Raw genomic sequence first — 21,247 nt, forward strand, 5'->3', positions numbered from 1 at the left:
AGCCAGGGCGCGGGCCGGAACTCCACGGATTGCGTAGTGCCGGACCCGGGCTCCGCTGCCTCAACCAGGTGCGTCTTGACCGTCGAGCCGTCGGACGCCGTGTCCTGAAGTGACACCGGCGTTCCGCTCTGGGCCTGGTTGGTGTTTACGAAGGGCGCGTTGCTCTGCGTCCGGGCCCGCGATCGTTCCATCGCCGCGACCAGCGGGTTGGCGGAAGTGAGGGCCCACGCCGGCATGTTCCTCGAGGGCTTCGGGTAAAAGGCGGTGATATCGCCGTTTTCGGAAAAGCCTGCGATCCTGTTCCCGCTCCTGGAGTACCCGTCCCACTGCAGGGATCCGTCGCGCTTACGGATCACACCGCCCACCGTGACCGTCGCGTTCTCGTATGCTTCCTGTGCCTCCTGCAAGGCCGCTTCGTATGTCAGGCCCTCCGGGAAAAATTCGCTCCTGCTCTTCAGCAGGCGGCCGTTGGTCAAGGAGTACACCGCCGCGACGAACACGCCGTTCGGCGCCGGGTTCTGTCGGCTGAGCTCCCCAGGAATGTTTTCCAACCGGTACTTCTGCGCCTGCTCCTCACCCCACATGTGCAGGCCCTTAAGGACCCTGTGGAACTGTCCGTTGGGCTGCTGCACGCCCCTCGTCCAACCCATGAGCACGTGCTTGGAAAGCGACGCCTTCGGCCGGAAAGCCGGATACTGGGCCTCGGTGACCGTTCCCGAGCCGCTCTCGCCGGCGAAGTGGAGGCCGTGCTGCCCGTCGTCACCAGGCGGAGCCTGGAACGGCAGCGGCGAGACATCCGTGACCAGGTCCCACGGCTCCTCGGTGTCCGGCAGCGCCGTCAGCCACGACGACTCACCGTCATCGAACACCAGCCCCTCATCGGTCAGAACCAGGGCACCCTCGTGCGCCTCCACCACCTGCCCGAACGCATCCGCCAGCCCATTGACCACAAGCCCGGCGTCACAGAACACCAGCCGAACCGGCCGACCACCCCGCCACTGGGCATGGAACTTCACCAACCGGACCAGATCCGACAACGGCCGCTCCGACACCGACCCACCGGCATACGCCAGCCACCTCCTGCCACCACTGCCCCGCGCACCACGCACGAACACCGTCAGGAAGCCGTCATCTGGGTCGGCTCGGAACCAGTCGGCCTGTTCGAGGTACGTGACCGCTTGCCTGGCTTCCTCTTGCCCCAGCAGGATCAGCGCGTGCGGGTGCTCGGAGACCTCCACCGTGCCCCAGGGGAGGTCCTGCGTGCCCTGCGACCAGCCCGGCACGGGATCGGTGGGGCGCTCCAAGTGGTCCTGTCCGTAATGCGGGTTGGGTACGAACCTGCCGAGGGTGTTCGGCTCGCCGGGGTTCGAAGCGGTCACCACCTCCCACGCGCCCTTGATGACCGCAGTGGACAGGCCGCCCGGGAAGGCCACCTCTTCCTGCTCCGCGAACTCGTACGGAACTCCGTGGTCGGCCATCGTCTCGGCGACGTCGATTCCGCCCTGGGCCTCGGGGCCCAACTCGTAGACGTATCCGCTGGAGCGCCAGTTCAGGGTCCAGTCCAAGGAGCCACTGGTGCTCACGAAGCCGAACTCGGCGTTTTCGTCGGCTCCGAACTGCACGTAGTCATGCAGGGACAGGTTCTGCGCGTCGCGCGGCCGGAAGCCCTCGGCGAAGATCACGTCCGGGTGCCGGGTGTCGACGCGGTAGAGCGTCCCGCCGTCCCCGTACCAGGTCGGTGTGGGGAAGATCGCGGTTATGTCCACGGACACAGCTGCCGTGGAATGAGCAGGCGTTTCTTCCGGGATACCGGAGTCATTGGCGGTGTCCTGCTCACGCGGCGTGGAAAGCTCTGGGTGGAGCCTGGTTCGGGCAGCAGCGAGGCTCTGGCTGGAGACGGGCCTGCCGGAGGTCTTGGCATGCGGTACCAGGTCGAGCAGGGTCCGCCGCTGGTCCGAGGTGACCTCGCCGTGGTCAGACAGGCCGAACACGCGGCGCACCAGGGGGTCGAGATGCTCGGGACTGAACGTACCGGTATGACCGTACTCTCGCCGCAGGATGTCCACGAGCCGGCGGGCGCTCGTCAGCCTGGCCCGGTCAAGATCACTCTGCGTGCCGTCCAACTGACGGACCACGCCGACGATGTCGCCCATCAGCTCGATGTCGCTGTCGCGTACCTGCGACAGCTTGCCGCGTGTCTTGCCCAGCGACCCGCTCTGTCGGTGCAGTCCTGTTGAGCGGGCCAGCTCTGCCAGTTCTCGGGATGTGAGGTCGGTCGGGAGGGGTCCCCGGCGGATCGGCTCCTCTTCGTCGGGCCTGCCGATGTGGGGGGGGCGCGTCGTATAGGTGTTCTCCTCCTGGGCGATGGTGCGCGCCAGATTCAGAGCAAGGTGCCCGCTGCGGTCCGCGCCGAGCGCCTCGAGCAACTCGAAGTGGAGTTCCTCGCGGAGCGCGGCCAGTTCCTGCCCGCGTAGGGTCCCGGTTTCGTCCTCCCCCACCGAGGGCCGGTAGTAGGTGTCGAGATGCTGCGAGACCAAGGTGTGGTCCTGCTCCGGCCTGCTGCCCCACAGCGCCTTGCGTGCCGCGAGCGAGGTGAATCGGTCCACCCAGTAGTCGGCGACACCAGAGTGCAGCCCCCACCGCTGGACGAGTTCCCTGAGCTGTTCCTCCTTGGCATCCGGATGCCCAGGGCCGGCCATCAGCAGCCGGGCTGCTGCGTAGTCACCTCGGTAACGCTCGGATCGATCGATCAGCAACCGATGCAGGCGGTGTACCCCCCGCTCGCCCCACAGCATCAGAGGAAGCTGGTCGAAAGGCATGCTCCACCCGAGCCCGTCCCCGTAGAGAAGGCTCTCCGCAGCAGACGCCTCATGCGCTCGACGGTGCAGGTCAGCCGCCTGGAGTTCGTTGTCCGGTACCTGCTCCGTGAGCGTGTCCTGGGTTTCCTGGACGTGCTCCGGTTGTTGTGGCGGGACAGGCGGCTCGGGGTTCTCGAGTGTGCGGTCCTGGAAGCGGTTCAGGGCCTCCTCGAAGGGAGACAGCTCACCCTCGGAATTCGCGCGGCTGGCGGTGTCGTCATCCTCGTCTGTTGTGCTTGATGCGTCGGACTCGGTCCCGTCGACCTGCGCGAAGGTCACGGCCTGCGTGACCTGTGGGACCAGCTCGACCTGCTCGGGCCCCTCAGCCTGCATCGACCCCTCAGTTTGCACGGGCTCGTCGTTGGCCATACCGGCCCGGGCGCCTGGGAGTTGCTGCCGCTGCCGACTTGCGTACTGTTGTGCCTCCACGATGCCCTCGTCCATGTGCAGCATGCGCATCACCTGCATCTGGACCACGTAGAGCTGTGGATCGCTCTCATGGAGGGGGCGCACATCATCCGGCGGGAAGGCAAACCCGCCGTGGTCGCGGACGATCGCTGACGCCTGGTCCCACAAGGCACGGAACCGGGCCTCACCAAGCTGATTCCTGAGAACTGGCTCGAAGGCCCTGGCAGCCTGCCAACCCGGTGGGACTGCCTCTGGGCTGGGCCGAGGGTCGGAAAGCTGCTGCGGCTGCTCGGCGGCGTATTGCTGTGCCCCCGCGTTGCCCTGGTCCGCGTGCAGCCTGCGCATGACTTGCATCTGGACCACGTACAGCCAGGGATCGCTCTCATGGAGAGGCCGCCCGCCGTCCGGCGGGTAGACAAATGCGCCGTGGCTGCGGATGTCTGCCGATGCCTGGTCCCACAAGGCACCGAATCCGGCGTTACCGAGCTGATTCTTGAGGAACGCCTCGAAGTCCCTGGCGGCTGCCAAGCCCGGCGGTATGGCCGGCTGGTCGAGTACTGGTCCTTCGACCGTCTCGTGGGTGTCCGGAGTACCGTCGTCGGTTTCCGGCTGCGTCAGCGTCGGACCGTCGACGACCTGCCAGGGCTGCCAATCGGGGTTGCTCAGGTGTGCGTCGGGCCGCTCCACCTTCAGCGGTGCGGGCAGGAGCGGGCCGTCCTGCGCTTCCTCCTCCAGCCTCTCCTGTCCCAGTGCACCGGCAGGGGCGATCACCTTCGACCCGGGCAGTTCGGCCGCGAGCAGCTCGGCGAGTGACGCGCCGGGCTCCGCCGGACCGCTCTCCTCGCCTCCGGACGGCGCGGGCTTGAGTCCCGCACCGTCCACGAGCAGCAGCACCGGCCGACCCTCGTGCAGCACAGGGCCCAGGCGGCCCTCCCGGAGCGCTGCTGCCAGTTCCGGCATCGCCCAGTTCTGGTACTCCCCGCCGCTCTGCCGGCCCGGTACCCACACGCGCACACCTGATCCGTGCGGGGCCGCCTCCACCACCAGCACGTCCTGGACCTCGGGCAGGTCCCGCAGCACCGCGGAGAGCTCCTGCGAGGGAGCGATCGGAGCACGCCAGGCGAAGTCGTCCGCCGAGGTCAGCGACACGCCGTTGCTCAGTTGGCCCGCGAGCTGGAGGTGAGCGCGCTGGGGGAACTTCTGCCAGTCGCTCAGCGTGGCGTCCGAGATGTCGCCGCTCAGCACCCCGGTTGGTTCCCACACGTAGAGTGTGAAGGGGCTGGAGTGGCCTATGTGTCCGGGCCCCATGAGGGCATGGAAATCCCGGACCAGCATGGTCTGTGAGGGGTCTGTGATCGGTTGGCTTCCGGCGGACCTACAGGCGAACAGCACCACGTTCAGGGGCTTTCCGTCATCCCGAGCCTTCTGAAGTAGGTGCAGGTATTCCGGGTCGGCCTTCACAATCTCCGCGAGGTGTCGCGGATTGACCGAGGCAAGGCGGTTGCCACCGCCACGCTGTGTGGTGTCCCGCAGCGCCGGCCAGGCGCGGTCCGGTTGCCCGTGCATGTCGACATACAGCGTGTGCTGACCGGCCCATGGCAGCTTCCCGGTCCGAGGGCGACCGTTCGGGAGCAGGAAGGAATACTTGGCATCGGGCCCTGCGTCATGACGACTCCACGCGAACTCGACCTTGTCGACCTTCGACTCCGGCACGAACGAGATGACACTGGAGTTCTGCGAACGTGTGCGCATGACGGTGCGGTTGAACACTTCCGACCCAGCGGAGCCCACCGGCACCCCCGCACGCAACTCCTCCGACCTGCTGTGCTGCGTCTCCTGCCGCTGCCGCTCACGTTCCAGATGACGAGCCGTCAACAGCGCCTCGGTGTCAGTGCCGCCCCGTCTGAGCACGACGGCGACCTTGAGCAGTCCGTGGAACCGTTCCTCGTCACTGCCGGACTCGTACCAGGAATCGGATGCACTCTGGATCACCTGGTAGGCGTGCTCCAGCAAATCCTGCAATTGGACGGGCGGCAACAGCCGCAGCTTCTCCACGTTCGTCAGGTGTTCACCCAGTGACTTTGCCGCTGCGGGTCCCTTCTGCATTCCCGCCCGGGCTACCGCACGGATCAGCGCCTTCTGTGCGTTCTGGTCGAGTCGGTTCCAGTCACCGTTATCGAGAACCTCCTTTCCGGCCTTCCCCAGGGCACGGAACATGTTGTTGAGCTCCGTTCCGGACACGTTCCGTTCCTGGCCCAGGAGTCGCACCTCCGCGAGGTTTTCCTCGCTGCTGTTGCGTACCTTCGTGGACGTCTCCCTGATCAGGCGGGTAGCCCAGCGCGCCACCTCCCGGGGGGTCTTGCCGTCGAAGACCAAGGGCTGCTGCCGCTGGCCGCTCAATGCCGGGCTGTCGGCCTCGCTTCCGGGTTCCTCCTCCACGAGATCAGCAAGGTCGGGGGCCTGCTCGGGCGACTCCTGGAACGGCAGCAGGTGTCCGAAGTCCTCGACGATCTCCCAGGCACCGTCGGTGCCCCCGGGCACCGACACGAGCCATCGCCCGCCGTCGTCGCCCTGACGCACCGATCCGTCCGCGTCACGTTCCTCCTCCGCCCCGGCATCGTCCAGGTGACGAACCGTGCCGTCCTCGAACAGCCCCTCCTTGCCGGATGGGGCCGTCGTCGTCCGCCCGAACTTCTCGGCCATCTGCACGACGTCGACGCCGGTATAGCAGGAGACCACCAGCAGGTCACGGTCACCGCTCTCGGACCATGCGCCCGATGTCGTGATCACCTGGTGGAGTTCGTCGAGCGACCGGTACTCCAGCCCGGTGCCGTTGTAGGCCTGCCAGAAGCCCTTGGAGCGGTCTGCGGATCCCCGGACGAAAACGGTCAGCGGCTCAAGCGTGCCCGCCTCCTGCTCGCTGTTGAACCAGTGCGCGTCGGCCAGCCGGTGTACGGCGACCCCCGCGTCCTTCGCGCCGAGCAGTACGAGGGCGTTCTCGTGCTCCGACAGCTCCACGGAGCCCCAGGGGAACTCACGGAGCCCGTGCGACCACCCCGGCACGCTCACCGCCCCGGGCCCTGCGTCCGCCGGAGCCTCCTCGTCCCCGTCGAACACGAGCGGATCCTCGGTGAAGTGGACCTGTCTCCGCTTCCCTGCCGCTGTCGGGGAGAGGGATTGACTGCCGCCGACTCCCGCAGCCTTCTCGGGCGCCGGTTCGCTCCCATCCTGCAAGGAGAGCTCGGTGCCGTTCTCGGTGCCGGCCGTGGTCTTCGCCGCGTTGTAGGCGTCGATCACGTCTTCGACCGTGCGCTTGACGCCCCACCAGGCGGCGAAGCTGTCGCGTGCCGTGTCCTCCAGGTCCGCCAGCTCGTCCCGGATCTGCTCGAGTTCTGCGGGCAGTTCGCCCGTGTCGTGAGGAGTCTGGTCGGCGGGCGTCCCGGTTGTGTTCCGCGCCGGGGCCTTCCAGACCCCGGGGCCGAGGGCCTCCTCGATGCTGTCGGCGAGTGTCTGGTCCCCGTTCCCGACGCCTGCCCCGTTGTCCTCCACGGACGTACCGGGCTTGGGTGCGGCTGTAGCGAGTGCGGCGGCATGCTCGCGGGCCAGGGCGTCGAGTTCCTTGGCCTTGTCGTCGCGCCGGCGCTCGGCTCTGCGCCAGGCGTCGGTGGCCGCGGCGAGGGCGTCCTGAGCCTGGTGCAGTTCCTTGGGCAGCGGACCGAGGAGGGTGCCGAGCTGGGAGGCTGGCACCCAGCTGGTGCCGGCTGCGGGCAGCTTCGCCTCGGATACGCCGACCGGTCCCTTGGCCGGGTTGTGGGGCTGTACCACGACCAGGAAGTCCACGTGGTGACGCAGTTCGGCGAGCCGCCCCTGGGTGTAGAGCTGGGTTGTGTCGGCGGAGGAGGAGCCCGCGCTCCTGGACTGGCTGAGGCTGGTGGTCGTACCGAAGTCGGCGCCTGAGAGGCCGCCCCACATGGTTCCGTCGGCGGCCTTGACCCGGCCGGGACCCAGCTCTGTGGTCGTACCGCGACCGGAGCCGGACTGCATCGCGCTGCTGCTGTCGGCTGTGGTCTTCTTCTCGCCGACGACGTTGCCGCCTTCGGTGAACGAGCCGAGCTCCGCGTCCCGTCCCAGCCGCGCGTGGACGGTGACCGAGACCCCCAGCGACTCCAGGCCCGGCAGCGACACGCCTTGCCGCAGCATCTCCGCGAGGTGGGCGTTGACCCATTCCGGGCTCACCATGGCGTGCACGGACTGCTGCTTGAGCCCTGTCTTCGTCAGCCTGCCGACATCGACCCCGGCCGCCTGGGCCGCCTGGGTGACCGACCGGTACAGCGCGTCCGCCGCGCCTTCCACCTCGACCGGGCCGTCCGGCGTGACGTGCAGGCCCTGGCCGCGCCACGCTGCGACCTTCGTGCCGACGCTGCCCGGCTTCCAGGTCTCTCCCTTGCTCACCCTGGCAGGCAGCGCCGGTGTGGCCGGAGGCGGGGTGCTGCGCAGGGAGTCGGCCAGCAGCCGGTACTTGAAGTTCTTCACCTCCGGGCCGGTGAAGGAGGCGATCTCCTCGCCGTCCGCGCGCAGGGCCAGCTTCACCTGCACGGGCACCTCGAACCGCGCGACCGGTCCGCTCACCCAGAGGGCGCCTCCGGTCGACTCACCGGTCCCCTGTCCGGCGGAGTGCGACTGGGATGCGTCGATGGAACGGGACTGGGAGGCTCCGAGGAAGGTGACGGGGTTCGACGTCAGGTCGGGTGTGTAGGCCTCCACCGGGGTGACGTTGGCATTGCCGGAGGTTCCGCGGGAAACACCGTCCGAGCGGCTCTGCCCCCGCGAGGTGCTGAGGATGCTGATGCCGTCGTAGGCGATCACACCTCGGAAGGCGGGCTGTTCGGTCGCGCGCGCCGACAGCACCAGCTCGTAGGTCTTGCTGCCGAAGGTCGTCAGCTTGTGGACGAGCAGCGGCACTCCGCGCTCGAAGAGGCTGTGCACCATCGCTGTGGAGGTGTTCTCCGAGGTCAGGTCGAGTGACCGGGAGATGTTGTGCATCCGGTCGTCGAGCACCTGCTGCGGGAAGAGCGCCCCGAACAGCTTGGGGTCCAGCTTCGTGAGCTTCGCGGCCAGGCCCTCGAGCAGGTCCGCGGTGTAGAGCGAGTTCTCGGGCCGCATCGGGCCCCGGGCGCCCAACTGGCCCTGGGTGTGCGCCACCGGAGGGTAGAGCCGCCGGCCCGGGCCCGCGGAGGGGAACCTGCGGCCGTCCGCCCCGGGGTCCTCGCCTGCCAGGCTCGGCGGCAGGACGCCGGCCTTGCGGGCCTGAGCCATGGTCATCTCGACGAAGATGCCGCCCTGGGTGGTGACGGTGCGCCCGGACCGTCCGGTACTGCTCTGAGGAAGGACCGTGCCCTTGAGGACGTTCTCGTCCCTGGCCTCCGAGACGACGGTGAACCTGCCGTTCAGCGCAACCAGCACGCGCTGCACCGGACCGTCCATGTCCACGGCCCGTTCCAGCCTGCCGCTGTTCTTCACCGTGAACGACGTGCCGCTCTTCCAGGACTTGCCCAGGCCGCCACCCGCATTGCCCCAGACGTCGGGATACTGTGCCGAGGTCAGGGATTCGTTGAGGACCGGCAGGGAGACTGCCCACTTCTTCGAGGTGCTCTTGGATCCGGCGACCGTGTAACCGCCTGTGGCACCTCGCTGGAAGTTGGAGTCGAGCATCGTCACGAACGCGTCCCGCGGGTTCTCCGGGAGGGACAGCTGCAGCTGGACGCCGACCGCCGCGTTCGTGTCGTTGGTCCGGCGAAGGTGCGTGAGGTCCTCGATCCACAGACGTCCGCCTTCGGCGTCCTTCATGCCCGCCACGAGCTGCTTGTGGCTCAGGATGTCGAAGCGTTCGTCGTTCGGGCTGCCGGTGTAGGTGAGGGCCTCGTCGCCGCCCGCAGCGTCGGTGACTGCGTCCTTGGCCGCCCGGATCAGTGCGGCGGACACATCGGCGGTGATCTCCACCCCTGCGTGGTACTCGACCTTGTCCGTCTTCGCGGCGCGGCCGGGCAATGCGGTGATCGACGGCGGTGCCTTGATCTTGGCCGTAGTGGGCGGTGGCGGTGTGAGGGGGGTGGTGTCCTCGGGGAAGGTGAGATCGTCGGACACCATGATCCGGATCTCGTTCTCGAAGGGTTCGAGCGCCACGGCCCCCGGGGGCAGCGGAGCGTCCCCTTCCTGGTGGGTCATGGCCAGGGTCTTGACCTCGGGCGCCTGCTTGCCCGGAAGTCCGGGCGCGGCCTTCGCCCATTCCCGCAGCACCTTGTGCCGGGTGATGGTGACGTCGTAGGTCATCGGAACGTCGAAGACCTGGGAGTTCGCCGCACCGTCGTACGAGTAGAAGGACGAGGGGTCCGAGCTGACCGACAGCTGCCTGCTGCGGGTGCGGGTGAAGGTTCCTGCCAGGGAAGCCGAGGCGGCGGCGCTCACCGGGCCGATGCTGTGCCCCAGCCGGGCCTTGGCCGCGATCTCCAGACCACTGGAGGTGGTGATGCTCTTTCCCGAGCCCGTCACCCCTGCGACCGAGGTGCCACCGCCGGCCCAGTGATCGAACACTTGGCCCTGGTGCACGGGGTTTCCGGTACGGGCGGTGACGGTGACATTGTAGTGGTACGTCCACTGGCCTCTGTCACGGGTGAACCGGCCTCGTACGCCGCTGCCCAGGAGTGCGTCCGGGTCCTTGGCGAGGTTCTCTAGCGAGAACTTCTCGAGCTCCTTCAGGTTCAGCGCCACGACGGCCCGCAGGGTTCGCGGGCGCTTGGCGAGCGTGCCGTTCCGGAAGTCCGTCAGGTGACTGCCCAGCCCCCGGGGACCGGAGAGGACCTTGAAGATCTGGTTCTTGACCGGCTCGCCGTGACCGGTGAAGTTCATCACCTGGTGCGGCCCGAAGGAGCCCGAGTGGAAGTAGGGCGGCAGGTGCCTCGGCACTCCGGTGGGCTCGATCACCCGGTCCGGGGAGCCCTCGGGATGCGGCAGGCCGAGCTCGGCCGCCTGGCCGGCCGACATCCAGACGTAACCTTCCACCGGCACGTCGAGGCTGCTGTTCGGGTCCCCGAGGACGGCGTACCGGACCCGGGCCCTGACCTTCGTCAGCACCAGGCCCGCGAGGTTGATGGTCTGGCTGTTGTAGCCCAGTGAGGTGCCGGAGGACGCCGAGCGGCTCCGCTTCCGGGAGAACGTACCGGTCGCCATGACGGTGGCTCGCGTCACACCGCCGGTGGCGCCGCCGCCGACCCCCAACGAGAAGTTGAAGCCCGAGGTCGTCTCCAGCGACTGGACGTGGTCGAACGAGTTCCCGTCATTGATCACGTAGTAGATGGGATTGCCGGTGTAGTCGCCGACCATCTGCACGTCGTCGTGCAGGACTCCCATCGAGACGGCGCTTGTCTGCTTCCCGTCCGCGCTCACCAGCAGATCCGACATCACCGCGCTACGTGAGAGCAGGATCTTGGCGAGGTTGCGCTCGCTCATGAAGTCCTGGAGCACCGTCCGTCCCGGCGCACCGAGCCCGGCGGCGGGCCCGACCAGGAGGGAGAGCGTGTCGAAGGGATCGTGCGGCAGGCCGCCTTGGACGTCGACCTTCCGTACCTGCATCTGCTTCAGCAGTGGGGCGTCCGGCAGGCGCAGGGCCACGGGATCGGCGGGATCGTCAATTGGTACGAGTCCGGCCAGCTCTCCGGGAAGGTGCAGCTCGACCTGAGCGTCACCGATCACCCGGCCCGCGGCGTCCACCAGTGGCGTGCCTCCGGCTGGCACGGCCGGAGTGAGCGCGTTGCCGCGCGCGTCGGTGACGGTCACCGTGTAGCGAACGGGAACCACCGAATGCTCGTCCTGGGTCAGGCCTTTCAGAGTCCGCGATTCGGACTGCGACCTGCCGACGCTCGTGCTCAGGGAGGGACGGGAGGTGGATATCCCGCCACCGACGGAGACCGCCACACCCACCGGCCCGGTGAAGAAGTTCAGGCTTCCCGAGAGGTCCCGGGACCTTCCGATTCCCGAGTCCTTCCCACTGGACTGAACCCGCCGCGCGGCCGTCGTGGTCTTGTGCAGCTCCGCCGGCGATTCGGGGGCGACAGGATGTTCGACGAGCTGGGCGTGGTCGAACAGCGGAGAGGCGACGACCTTCGCCTCGTACTTGCTCCCGTTCGGCAAGGTCACCAGGAACCTGCGCCCCGTACCGCGCAACGAGTCGAAGTCGCCGGTGATCGCTTGCCGGATGGCGTCGAGCCCGCTGGTCTCGCCGCGCTTGCGCACGACGGGCAGATGGGCGCGGACCGCGGCGACGACCAGATCACCGCCCGTGGCGTTGCGGAAGTCGCCGTAGACGGTCGGGACGCCGGCTGCCTTGGCAGCGACGGGCAGCGGGGCCTGGGGGCCCTCGTCGATCGATGAGTCGTGGAGTGAGGTGATCTCGTCGATGCTGTCGGTGTCGACGTGGCTGGTGTTGACCTGGCTGGTGTCGATTGCGCCGGGAGGTGTGTTCGCTGACGTCTGTGCGGTGTCGCCGCTGTCGTTCTGTTCGTCCGGCGACAGCGGACCGGTCTCCGTGTCGACCACCTCCGCATCCGCTGAGGTGGTCACCTCCTGGCTCCCGGTGGTGAGCGGCGTGTCGTACTCCGCCTGCGTGGCGGGGCCCGTCGGCTCTTCCTCCACGACCCGAGGCGCCGAATCCGCCGTGGAGATCTCGTCTTTCGACACCTCCCCGCCGGACCGCACACCGGTCATCGACGGCTCAGGAATCTCCTGCGGACTCCCGTCCACCGGGCTGGCCGACAGCTCGGTCCGATCCTGATCCTCGGAGCCGACCGTGTACCCGTCCGACTGCCCAGTCCCCTCATAGTCGGTGTCCCCCCGCATCGGCAGGGGCGTCCGCTGGGCCAGCTGCTGGATGTCGGGAACGCTCGCGGGTACCACGTCCGACTGCTCGTCCGCGTCATCGGAGCCGACGTCGAGTGTCTGCTGGGCGAAGCCGTCCTGCTTCACCGCCTCGTCGGGCAGTGCGGCAGGAGCACCGTCATCGAGTTGACGCGAGGGCTCCTCTTCCGCGTGGCTCGACGCCTCGGAGACCGCCGCGGCAATTTCTTCCTTGCTCGCAAGGTGCGACGCGTCCTGCTGTCCGCTGCCGGACGTCCCCGGCTCGTCGGAGCGCTCGGCGAAGGGCGGAACGGCGGGTGTGACCTCCGGGCCGTTCGGCGTCGATCGCAGTAGGACCCACGGCGGCAGCACGCCCCTGTCCTCGGGAAGTTGCTCGACGCCGAGCAGCCCGGGCCCGTCCGTGCCCTTCGGGTTCGCGTGAGTCAGCTCCAGCCACCCCGTGGGGGCGATCACCGGGCCGCCGTGGGCGGCGGCGAACAGCATGCCGGGGGCCTGCGTCCAGTCGCGGTCCACGGTGCCGTCCTGCTTCGAGGACAGCGGCGGAAGGCCGGCACCGTCCACCAGGAGAACCACCGGCCCGTTCTTGTCCAGGGCGGTGATCTGCGGCAACGCCGCCAGGTCCGCCATGCTCAGGGTCTCCGGCCGGTGGCTGCCCGGGCCGTCGGCCACCTGCAAAGTGACGCCGCGTCCACGTCTGACCGCGTCCACGACATGGACTTCCTGGTCCTTCGGGAGGAGCCGCAGCAGGTCCTGGGGGGCGGCGAGCTCATGCCGCCAAGGTGCGTCGTACGCCGTCCGCAACGACAGTACGTTCTTGAGGGGCCATGCCATCCGGGGCGGAGCCGGGTGGAAGGGCAGTAGCTCGAAGGTGCGCCAGGCCAGTGTGTCCGGCGTGTCGGGGGCGGCAACGACATTGATCTTGCTGGTGCTGTCGAAGGACAGCTTGAAGGGGCTCGGGTGTACGAGGACCGGCTTGCCACCGAAGCGCTGTGTGAACTCCGCGGCCATCAGGGTCAGCTGACCGTCGTCGCGCGCCGTGTAGCAGGCGAAGAGCACCAGGTTCAGCGGCGTTCCGGTGCGCTCGGCCTCGGCAAGGGCTTCCTGGACTTCCTGGGCCCGTGCGACCAAGTCCGCCAGATGGTCACCGGTGGTCGGGGCCGTGCCCCCCCGGCCGGCGACGTCGAGTCCGTGGTCGACCAGGCTCGGAGCGAAGAACTCCGAACTCGTACGCAGGTACACGTAGACGGTCGGCTGTCCCGACCAGGGGAGGGTATGTCCCGGGTATCTGGCGGACGGATCCCCGCCGTCCTGGTCCCAGAACTGGTAGGTGCTCCCCGGTCCCGCGTCGTGGGCCAGCCACCACGGTGCTGCCTGCTCCGCCTCCTGTGCCGACATGAAGGTGACGACCTTGGCATTGGCCGAACCTGTGGGCAGTACGCGCAACTGCACGGTCTCCGGGCCGGCCGAGGACACCGTGAAGTTCTCCATCGCCCGAGCCCGCTCGACGGCCGGATCGTGTCCCTTGGTCGCGATCAGATGGGCGACCTCCACCAGATCCTCGTACCGGTGCTGGTCCGCCTCCGCCAGGTGGACCTGCCGCTGCTCGTCGTCCAGCAGGTGCGGCGCCTCGGGCGCCGAGAACCAGGATGGGTGGAGTTCCTTGACCATCTGCCCGGCCTGCTCGAGAACTTCGTGCAGGGTCTCCGGAGACAGCTTCCGCAGCGAGTCCTCACGAACGTAGTGGAGTGCCAGGCGCTCGGCCTCGTCGGCGCCGCGCGGGTGCTCGAGCGTCTTCAGTACCAGGCGTGTGACAAGGGCGTCCTTCTGCGTCTCCGCCATCTCCTGCCAGCCGGGGTGGTGGTACTTCCCCAGGTCGCGCAGGTATGTCCTGGCTTCTTCGACGCTTTCGGCGGTGGTGTGCTGCTGGTCGATGAGCGACTGGAGACGGCGTGCTTCCTCCCCCGTCTGCTTCTCCAGGTCCAGCTGCGAGTGATCCATCCGGGATTCGGCCCACCGCGCCAGTTCGGCGGGCTGTGAGGCGTGGGAGATTCCCGCGTCGCTGGCCGACACGGGTTCGGGGGCGTGCTGTTCGTGCTGTTCGTGCTGTTCGTGTGGAGGCAGGGGCTCGCCAGGGTCCGTCGAACTGTCCTGCGTGGCAGTCGTGAGGTCACGGTCCGAGGCTGCGTCCACGTCCGCGTCCGCGTCCGGGGCCTTCGTGTGCTCGTTGCCGAGGTCCTCACCCGATGGTCCGGTGCTCACCGCCGTGGCGGACGGCCGCTCCTCAGCGGCGCCGGTGTCCGAGGTCTCGGGGACCCGGACAGCGGTCTCGGCCTCTTCCGACCGGACCACACTCGGTTCGTCCTTATTCTCGGCGAACGCCGAGTCCCGGCGTACCACGGGCGCGGACGGGAGCGTTGCCTGCTCGTCGCCTGTGTCCGGGGCGACGCTTTCGTCATCCGTGTCCGGGGCGACGCTGTCGTCATCGCGTACCGGCTCGTGCTGGTCCTCGTGTACGAGAGACTCGTCGGGCGTCCCGGCGAACGGTTCGGTGGTCCCGTTGCCGCCGCTGTCGTCCCGCCCGCCAGTGCCGAACGTGTGCTCGTTGGCTCGCTCGTTGTCCAGCCAGCGCTGGGCGTCGAGGCTCTCGGGCCCCCAGTGGTTCTTGTACTCGATGAACCAGTCCTCGCCGTAGTTGTCCTTCAGGTGGGCGAGGGTTGCGGGATGGAGCTCCCGGCCGTCGGCGAGCCCGTCGAAATGCCGGGCCGCCGCGCCGAAGCCCTCCATGACCTCGGCCTCGAAGCCGAAGTGGACCGGCAGTTCGTCGCGGAGCCAGTCCCGTTCCTCGGACCACTCGGTCAGCTTCTCCTGCAGACCGTCGCTGAGCGAACCCCGGAACACCTCCTCGAACTTGTCGAGCTCGCGACCGGCGTGCCCGAGGACCACCCGGTCCTGGCCGTTCGCGGACAGCTGCTCACCGCGCTCGGCCTCCCAGCTCGCCAGCTCCATGCGGGCGTGCCTCTCGGCCTTGCTGCTGACGCTATCGCGGGCAGCGTGCAGGCTGAACCGGTCGTAGACGTGCTTCTCGTCGAAGAGCTTCGCGAGCGTGTCGGCGAAGGCGGGAGTCTCCTCATCGTGCGGAACGGGACCGCCGTCGGGGGCGCTGTCTCCCTTTCCGCTGCGGTCCGCGGCGGCGAGCAGGGCCGTGTCGACGTCCTTCGCCATCGACTTCGTCACTTGCTCGAGGTGCCGCTCCGCCACATAGCCCTTGAGTCCCAGCGCCTCGACCGCCTCGTCGCCGAGATGGCTCAGACCGTGCTGCTGCCACAAGTCCGCGCTCTGCTTGGCGGTCTCGACGACCTTGGTCTGCAACACGTCGCGGGCCGCCTGGACGGCGAAGAAGTGCGCGACCTCCTCCTTGTGCGCGGAGCTCCGCGCCCTGAACTCCACAACCGCGCGGGACATGTCGCCGTGGAAGCGCGAGGCGTCGTCCGTGGAGCCGAACGCCTGCTTGAAGTCTTCGGCGAAGATGCCTTCCAGCCCCTCCTTCACGGCCCTGACGCTGGCCTCGGAGAGCTGCGCGTCCTCGGGGACACCGGCGGTGTCCAGCAGCTCGCGGTCCTGCTCGCTCAGGTGCTGGTGCCATTCGGTACCGAACTCGTCGAGGGTCTTCTCCACGAGGCCCGTCATCTCGTGCTCGTAGACGGCCCTGTGGTCGAGGTCGTTCATCAGCTGCCCGACCATGCCGTCCAGCACCTTCTGCGCGTCGGCGAGCCGGGCAGGCAGGTGTTCCCGCACGTCCTGGGGAGTCGCGAACAGCTCGGCGACAGCTGCTTCCGCCTTGGACTGGAAGATGGGCGCCATGTGTTCGCGGATCCGCGCCATGGACTCCTCGGGGAGGTCGACGCGCACGGGCCCTTCGGTGTCCGTGAGCGTGCGGCCCCAGTCCGTGACGGTGCGCACGAAACGCTTCATACCGATCTGCACCGCGGTCTCGCGCGCCGCGGCGACCTGAACCAGACCGTCCAGGTCCTCGTTCAGGGCATGCGACCGCACTGGACGCTGCTCGGTGACCTCGATCGCACCGTTCACCTCCTCGAACACCTGGTGGTGTGTCTGGCCTCCGAGTTCCTGGGAGAAGTCGGAGTGCAGCAGCTGGTATCCGCGCTGCCAGATGGCCGTGAGCGATTCCTTGTTCTCCGGGTCGATGAAATAGCTCAGGGTGCGCGGGTCGCTGCTGCCGTTCTGATGCGAGTAACTCCACTCCTGAAGGGCCGAGTTGAAGCTCAGTTCGTACTCGTTGTCGAGCGTGAACAGGTTGCTTGCGTCGCCCAGCTTCCCGTCATATCCGTCATGCAGCTCCTGCTGCCGCTGTTCCCAGTGCGCGAGCACCTCGGGCTCGGGTGACGCGTGCGAGGGGGGCGGCACGAAGTAGGGGTGCTCGGGGGAGACAACGGGGGTCGACGGTGCGGCTTCGTGGGGCGAGTCGGCGCCGTGCTGCTGGGGCGCGAACAGGCTGTCGCCGTCATGAGCCAGGGGGTCGGCGGTCGTACGAGGGCCGTGGTCTGCGCTCGTGGGAGGGTTGTGGTCGGCGGTCGCGGGCTGACTGCTGGAAGGCTCCTCGCGATACTCGTACTGCGCGCGAGCCTCCTCCTCGCTCGTCACCGTGGTGTGGTACTTGCGCGAGTCGGAAGACGGGCTGCTGCTCTCGGTCTTGGGCTCACCGGCCGGAACGGAACGCGCGGCCTCGGGTTGTGCTTCTTCCTGCGGACCGGTCTTCTTTGCCGCCGCGGAGTCGATACGCCCCTCGGCGGTCGCCCCCTTGCCCGCCGGGCTGTCGGCGGCGGAGCCGTTGTCCGACCTCTCGCCGACGGCAGACGACAGGCTCCCCGACGTCTCGGACTCGGTCACCACAGGGCGGGCCGGCTCGCCGCCGAGGTTCCTCACGGCACCCGTGTCCGGGGTGCTGGAGGCGGTGTCCCTGGCAGATCTGGCGGCGGTGTCGCTCTCGGTGCGAACGGGCCGGATCTCCTGAGCCCCGCTCGCCCTGCTCTGCCGGGGCTCGCTTTGCGGAGTGTTCGGACGTGAGGTGGGCACGGAATCACGACTGGACGCGCTGGACGCCTGGGAAGTATCGGGGGTCGCCCCGTCCTGTCCGGGCTTCAGCGGGCTCTCCACGATCACGTCGTCACTCGAGGTACGCGGCGAACTCAGGTCACGCGAACCACCGAACGACGTCGGCTCATTCGAGGCCGAAGTGACGGAACCCGAGCCATCCGACCGCACATCCAGACCACGCGCCGGCACATCACCACCGACGAACGACTCACCACCCGACGTACGCGGCGCACTCAGGTCACGCGAACCACCGGACAACGACGGCTCACCCGTACCCGAAGACACGGAACCCGAACCATCCGACTGCACATCCCGACCGCCCAGCAGCGAATCATTGTCAACGAACGACTCACCACCCGGCGAGCTCTCGAACCCGGTGGCACGCGATCCGCGGAACGGCGCCGAATCACTCGAATCCGAACTGACGGTACTGGACGAATCGGACCACGACGCGTTGTCTGGGAGCAACGGAGTGGTCTCGCTGCCGCCGGGGTGGCCGACGTCGCCGGAAGCGGGGGACAGCGAGGCAATACGGCCACGGAGCTTGTCCACGAATGCGGTGAACCGCGCACTCAGCGGGCCTGCGAAGAGCTCGTGACCGGCCCTGCCCAGCAGACCCATGGCCATGCCGGAGACGGCGGTGTTCCAGGTGGTGTGGAACGTGTGGCCGTCGTCGAAGATCAGGTTGTAGAAGCCCTCGGTGAGGTTGTTCTGCAGACCGCCACCCGCCGAGGTGCCGATCGCGTCGCCCACCTTGTAGGCCCGGCTGCCGTGCAGGTTCATGTGGTCCGCTGCAGCAGGGAGGCCTTCCGTCAGCGTCCTGATCCCCTCGCTGCTCAGCCCGCTGTCCCGCAGAACGTCGTTGAGGGCAGTCTGCAGCGCCTCGCGGTCCGCTCCGGCCTTGCCCCAGTGCTCGACGAAGGCGTTGGCGTAGTCCTGACCGAGCTGGCGTGCTGCTTCCTGGCCCAGCTCGCCTCCGAGGCTGCTTTCGAATACCCGCCCCATTCGGTTGACGAACGCTTCCGCCATCGTGCCCGCACCGGTCTTGGAGAACCCTTGCACCAGCTGCGGTGCCGTGTCCCCGAGCAGGTCGCCCAGCATGTACCCGAAGGCAACGGACTCCTCCTCCGAGAGCCACTTGTTCCCCCCGCTCGAGGCCGCAAGAGATTCGTCGCCGAGCAGCGGAGCGGTGTCATGGCTGAGCACCGATGCACTGTCGTTGCTCAGCGCCGAAGCTCCGTCATGGGCCAGTGCCGAAGACGCGTCGTGGCCGACCGCCGAGGCCGCGTCGTTCGCAAGCACCGACGGGGTGTGCTGCCCCATGAGGGAGGCGGCGTCGTGGGACACCGCAGAGGACGCGTCATGGGCCAGTGCGGAGGAGGCGTCGTGACTCAGGGCGGAGGCCGCATCGTGGGACAGCGCCGAGGTCGCGTCGTGGCCCAGGAGTGCGGCGGCTTCGTGGGCCGCGGCCCGCATCTCGCCCTCCAGTTCCTGACCCAGGAGCTTCCCGGCGTTCTTGCCGATGAGCGAGCCGAGCAACTTGCCGAGGCTCATTCCGAGGAGTTGGGTCGGGCCGACGGTGAGCCCACCGGCCGCACTGAACTCCGCGGCCATCTTTGTCGCGTCCTTGTTCCACTCCTTCTCGTCCCCCTTGGCCAGCTGGATCCCCTGGATGACGAGATCCTGCAACAGACCGAGACCGGTTCCGATGAACGTATGCGACAGGATCGACCTGACCAGGAAGCTGAGAAGTGTCATCAGCCCCTCACGGGTGATCAGCATCTCCCAGCTGAGGTTGATCAGCGAGCCGCCGCCGGTGAAGGGAGCCATGGCGATCGCCCAGAGCATCTCGCCGACCAGCTGGACCAGCTGCCCGATCGCCATCCACTTCGTGTACTCGACCTGGGCGCCCGAAGTGCGCGCGAAATCCGCCATGTCGCGGGCGCTCTGTTCCGCCACACCGAAGTAGTCGTCGTCCCCAGTGCCGCCGATCAGGCCCTTCATCTTCGCCACGAACTGATCAGCGGCCGCCCCTTCGAACTCCTCCGTCACGACCCTGACGAGTTCGCCGAGGTAGTCCTTGACCTTCGCCAGGTCGGCGGCAACGGCCTCGTAGTCGGCAGCCGCAACGAACAGGCCGTCCTCGTCGGCGTCCGGCCACTGCATCCCCGTCAAGGTGGAGAAGATGGAGGCCAGTTCGGGGCTGATCATGATCGACATGGCGATGTTACCGTTCCGTTACCGCTTGTGAGTCGAACACCGACGGCGGCACCAGGGGCGCTGTCGGCTCGATCCGACTACCAGTTCTTGGCGGTGTTGTTGTTGTCCTGGTCCGCTTGGTTGAGGACGTCGCTCGTCGCGGCCCCTGCCGACCACGTGTTGCCAAGCGCGTCCTTTACCGTGTTGGTGATGTCATGCAGGCCGGTGGTGCCCTTTTCGACCTGGGAACGGTATGCCTCGCCGACCTCACCGTGTCCGGCGGCGTTCGCGTTCTTGTCGTCGATCTCCGTAAGCAGCCTGTCCAGATCGTCCATGCACTCCTGCAACTCTTTGAAGTGCGCGAACTTCTTCTTGAGATCGGACAGTGCCGTCAGACGCTTCTGGTTAGCCATTGAATTCCTCCTGCCGCTTGGGCTGCGGCTTCGCGTTCTCCGCGCCGGGGCGCATGGCCCGCAGCGGGGCCAGGAGTTCCTCGAGTCCCTGGCCGCCGGTCATCGAGCTGCCCAGCATCTGCCCCATGTCCTCGAAGGGGCGGAACGCTTCGATGACCTTCTCGCCCATTTGTGCGCGGGCTTCGTTGAGGACATTGACGAGTACCGCGGACAGCTCGGCGGGAGCCATCGCGGAGTAGTCGGTCGTGTGAAAGGTCAACGAGACGACCTGCCCCTGCGGCCCGACCTTCGCGGTGACCATGCGGTCCTTGGAGGTCGCCGACGCGGTGGCCTCCTGGAGCTCACGGCTGACGGACTCCAACTTGCTCTTCTTTTCGGCCAGATTGGCCATGATCTGGCCGATCTGTTCTGCGAAGGGGGACGTCATCCCTCACCTTTCTCCATCAGGTACACACCGGGGGCAGGCGGTGCCCGGATACGGTCGGCGCCGAGGTGTCAGCGCCCGATGACGCCGTCCACGGCGTGGCTCTCCGTGCCCCAGACCTCTTCGTCCTGGGGTTCGAACACGGTTCGCGGTCGCTTGCCGCCGGATCCGCCGCCGGCGGGCATGCCACCCATCGGCGGCGGCATCATCGGTTCTCCACTGCTGGTGGCGACGGATCGGCCCATCATCTGGCTCTCCTCAGCCGCCGACATGGCCGCCTCCCGGGCCGCCGCTTCCTTCTGGGCCGCTGCCACGGCCTGGTCGTTGGCGGCAGGATTACCGCCGCTGGCCAGCGCCTGCCGGCTCATGCCGGTGCTGGTGCCCGTGCCCGTCCACTGCGAGAGGGGATTGGCTCCCAGGGCCGGGCCGCCCTGCCCACCGGAAAGGCTGGGCGCGCCCGAAACACTGGAGTGCGGCAAGCCTGAACTGGCGAGAGTGGCGAGGTGGCTGAGCTTGGGGGGCTGGGACCCGACCAAGGGCGGCCCCGAGTTGACCAGGGACGTCCCGGAGCCGGCTCCGGGGATCGGGTGGCCGTTGGCGTCCATCACTGTGCCCGTGGGAGTGATGGTCGAGCCCTTGGGCACGGTGATCGGATGCCCGGCACCATCCAGCACCGGCTGACCGTTAGGACCGACCACAGACCCGTTGCCGGTGACATGCGACCCGCTGGGCACCGTCAGTGAACCGGCCTGCGGCAGAGAGGACAGCGTCGAGGAGACGTCGGGGATCGTACTGCCGCCGGAGCCCGTCACCGTGCCTGTCGGAGTCACCGTCGAGCTCGTGGGCACCGTCGGCGAACCGATCTGGGGCAGGGAGGACAGCATGGAGGACGGGTCAGCAACCGGATTACCGTCCGGGTC

4 protein-coding genes (1 of these 4 only partly in view) are annotated in these 21,247 nt (G+C 68.0%); all 4 read right to left on the reverse strand.

What is annotated here, in order from left to right; translation table 11 throughout:
- On the reverse strand, positions 1–19,511 hold part of the coding region annotated (locus FB157_RS20455; RefSeq protein ID WP_145881770.1) for an EndoU domain-containing protein (this coding region is incomplete at its 3' end). The annotated region extends 23,581 nt beyond the left edge of the window; 19,511 of 43,092 annotated nt are visible.
- Positions 19,512–19,588: 77 nt separating this feature from the next.
- Positions 19,589–19,903: a hypothetical protein gene (locus FB157_RS20460; RefSeq protein WP_145881772.1), complete on the reverse strand. Its 315-nt coding sequence runs from the start codon at positions 19,901–19,903 to the stop codon at positions 19,589–19,591.
- The gene (locus FB157_RS20465) at positions 19,896–20,330 is read right to left on the reverse strand and encodes a YbaB/EbfC family nucleoid-associated protein (RefSeq protein WP_145881774.1); all 435 of its coding nucleotides are present in this window, start codon (positions 20,328–20,330) and stop codon (positions 19,896–19,898) included. The genes FB157_RS20460 and FB157_RS20465 overlap by 8 nt, the downstream gene beginning before the upstream one ends.
- 68 nt (positions 20,331–20,398) lie before the next feature.
- Positions 20,399–21,247 (reverse strand): hypothetical protein (locus FB157_RS20470; RefSeq protein WP_222440949.1); only part of this gene is annotated, 849 nt, incomplete at its 5' end.

Source organism: Streptomyces sp. BK340, assembly GCF_007827595.1.
In the GTDB taxonomy this organism is placed as follows: Bacteria; Actinomycetota; Actinomycetes; order Streptomycetales; family Streptomycetaceae; genus Streptomyces.

Coding starts and splice junctions, on each gene's coding strand:
- FB157_RS20460 (WP_145881772.1), bottom strand. CDS start 19,903: ATGGCTAACCAGAAGCGTCTGACGGCACTGTCCGATCTCAAGAAGAAG.
- FB157_RS20465 (WP_145881774.1), bottom strand. CDS start 20,330: ATGACGTCCCCCTTCGCAGAACAGATCGGCCAGATCATGGCCAATCTG.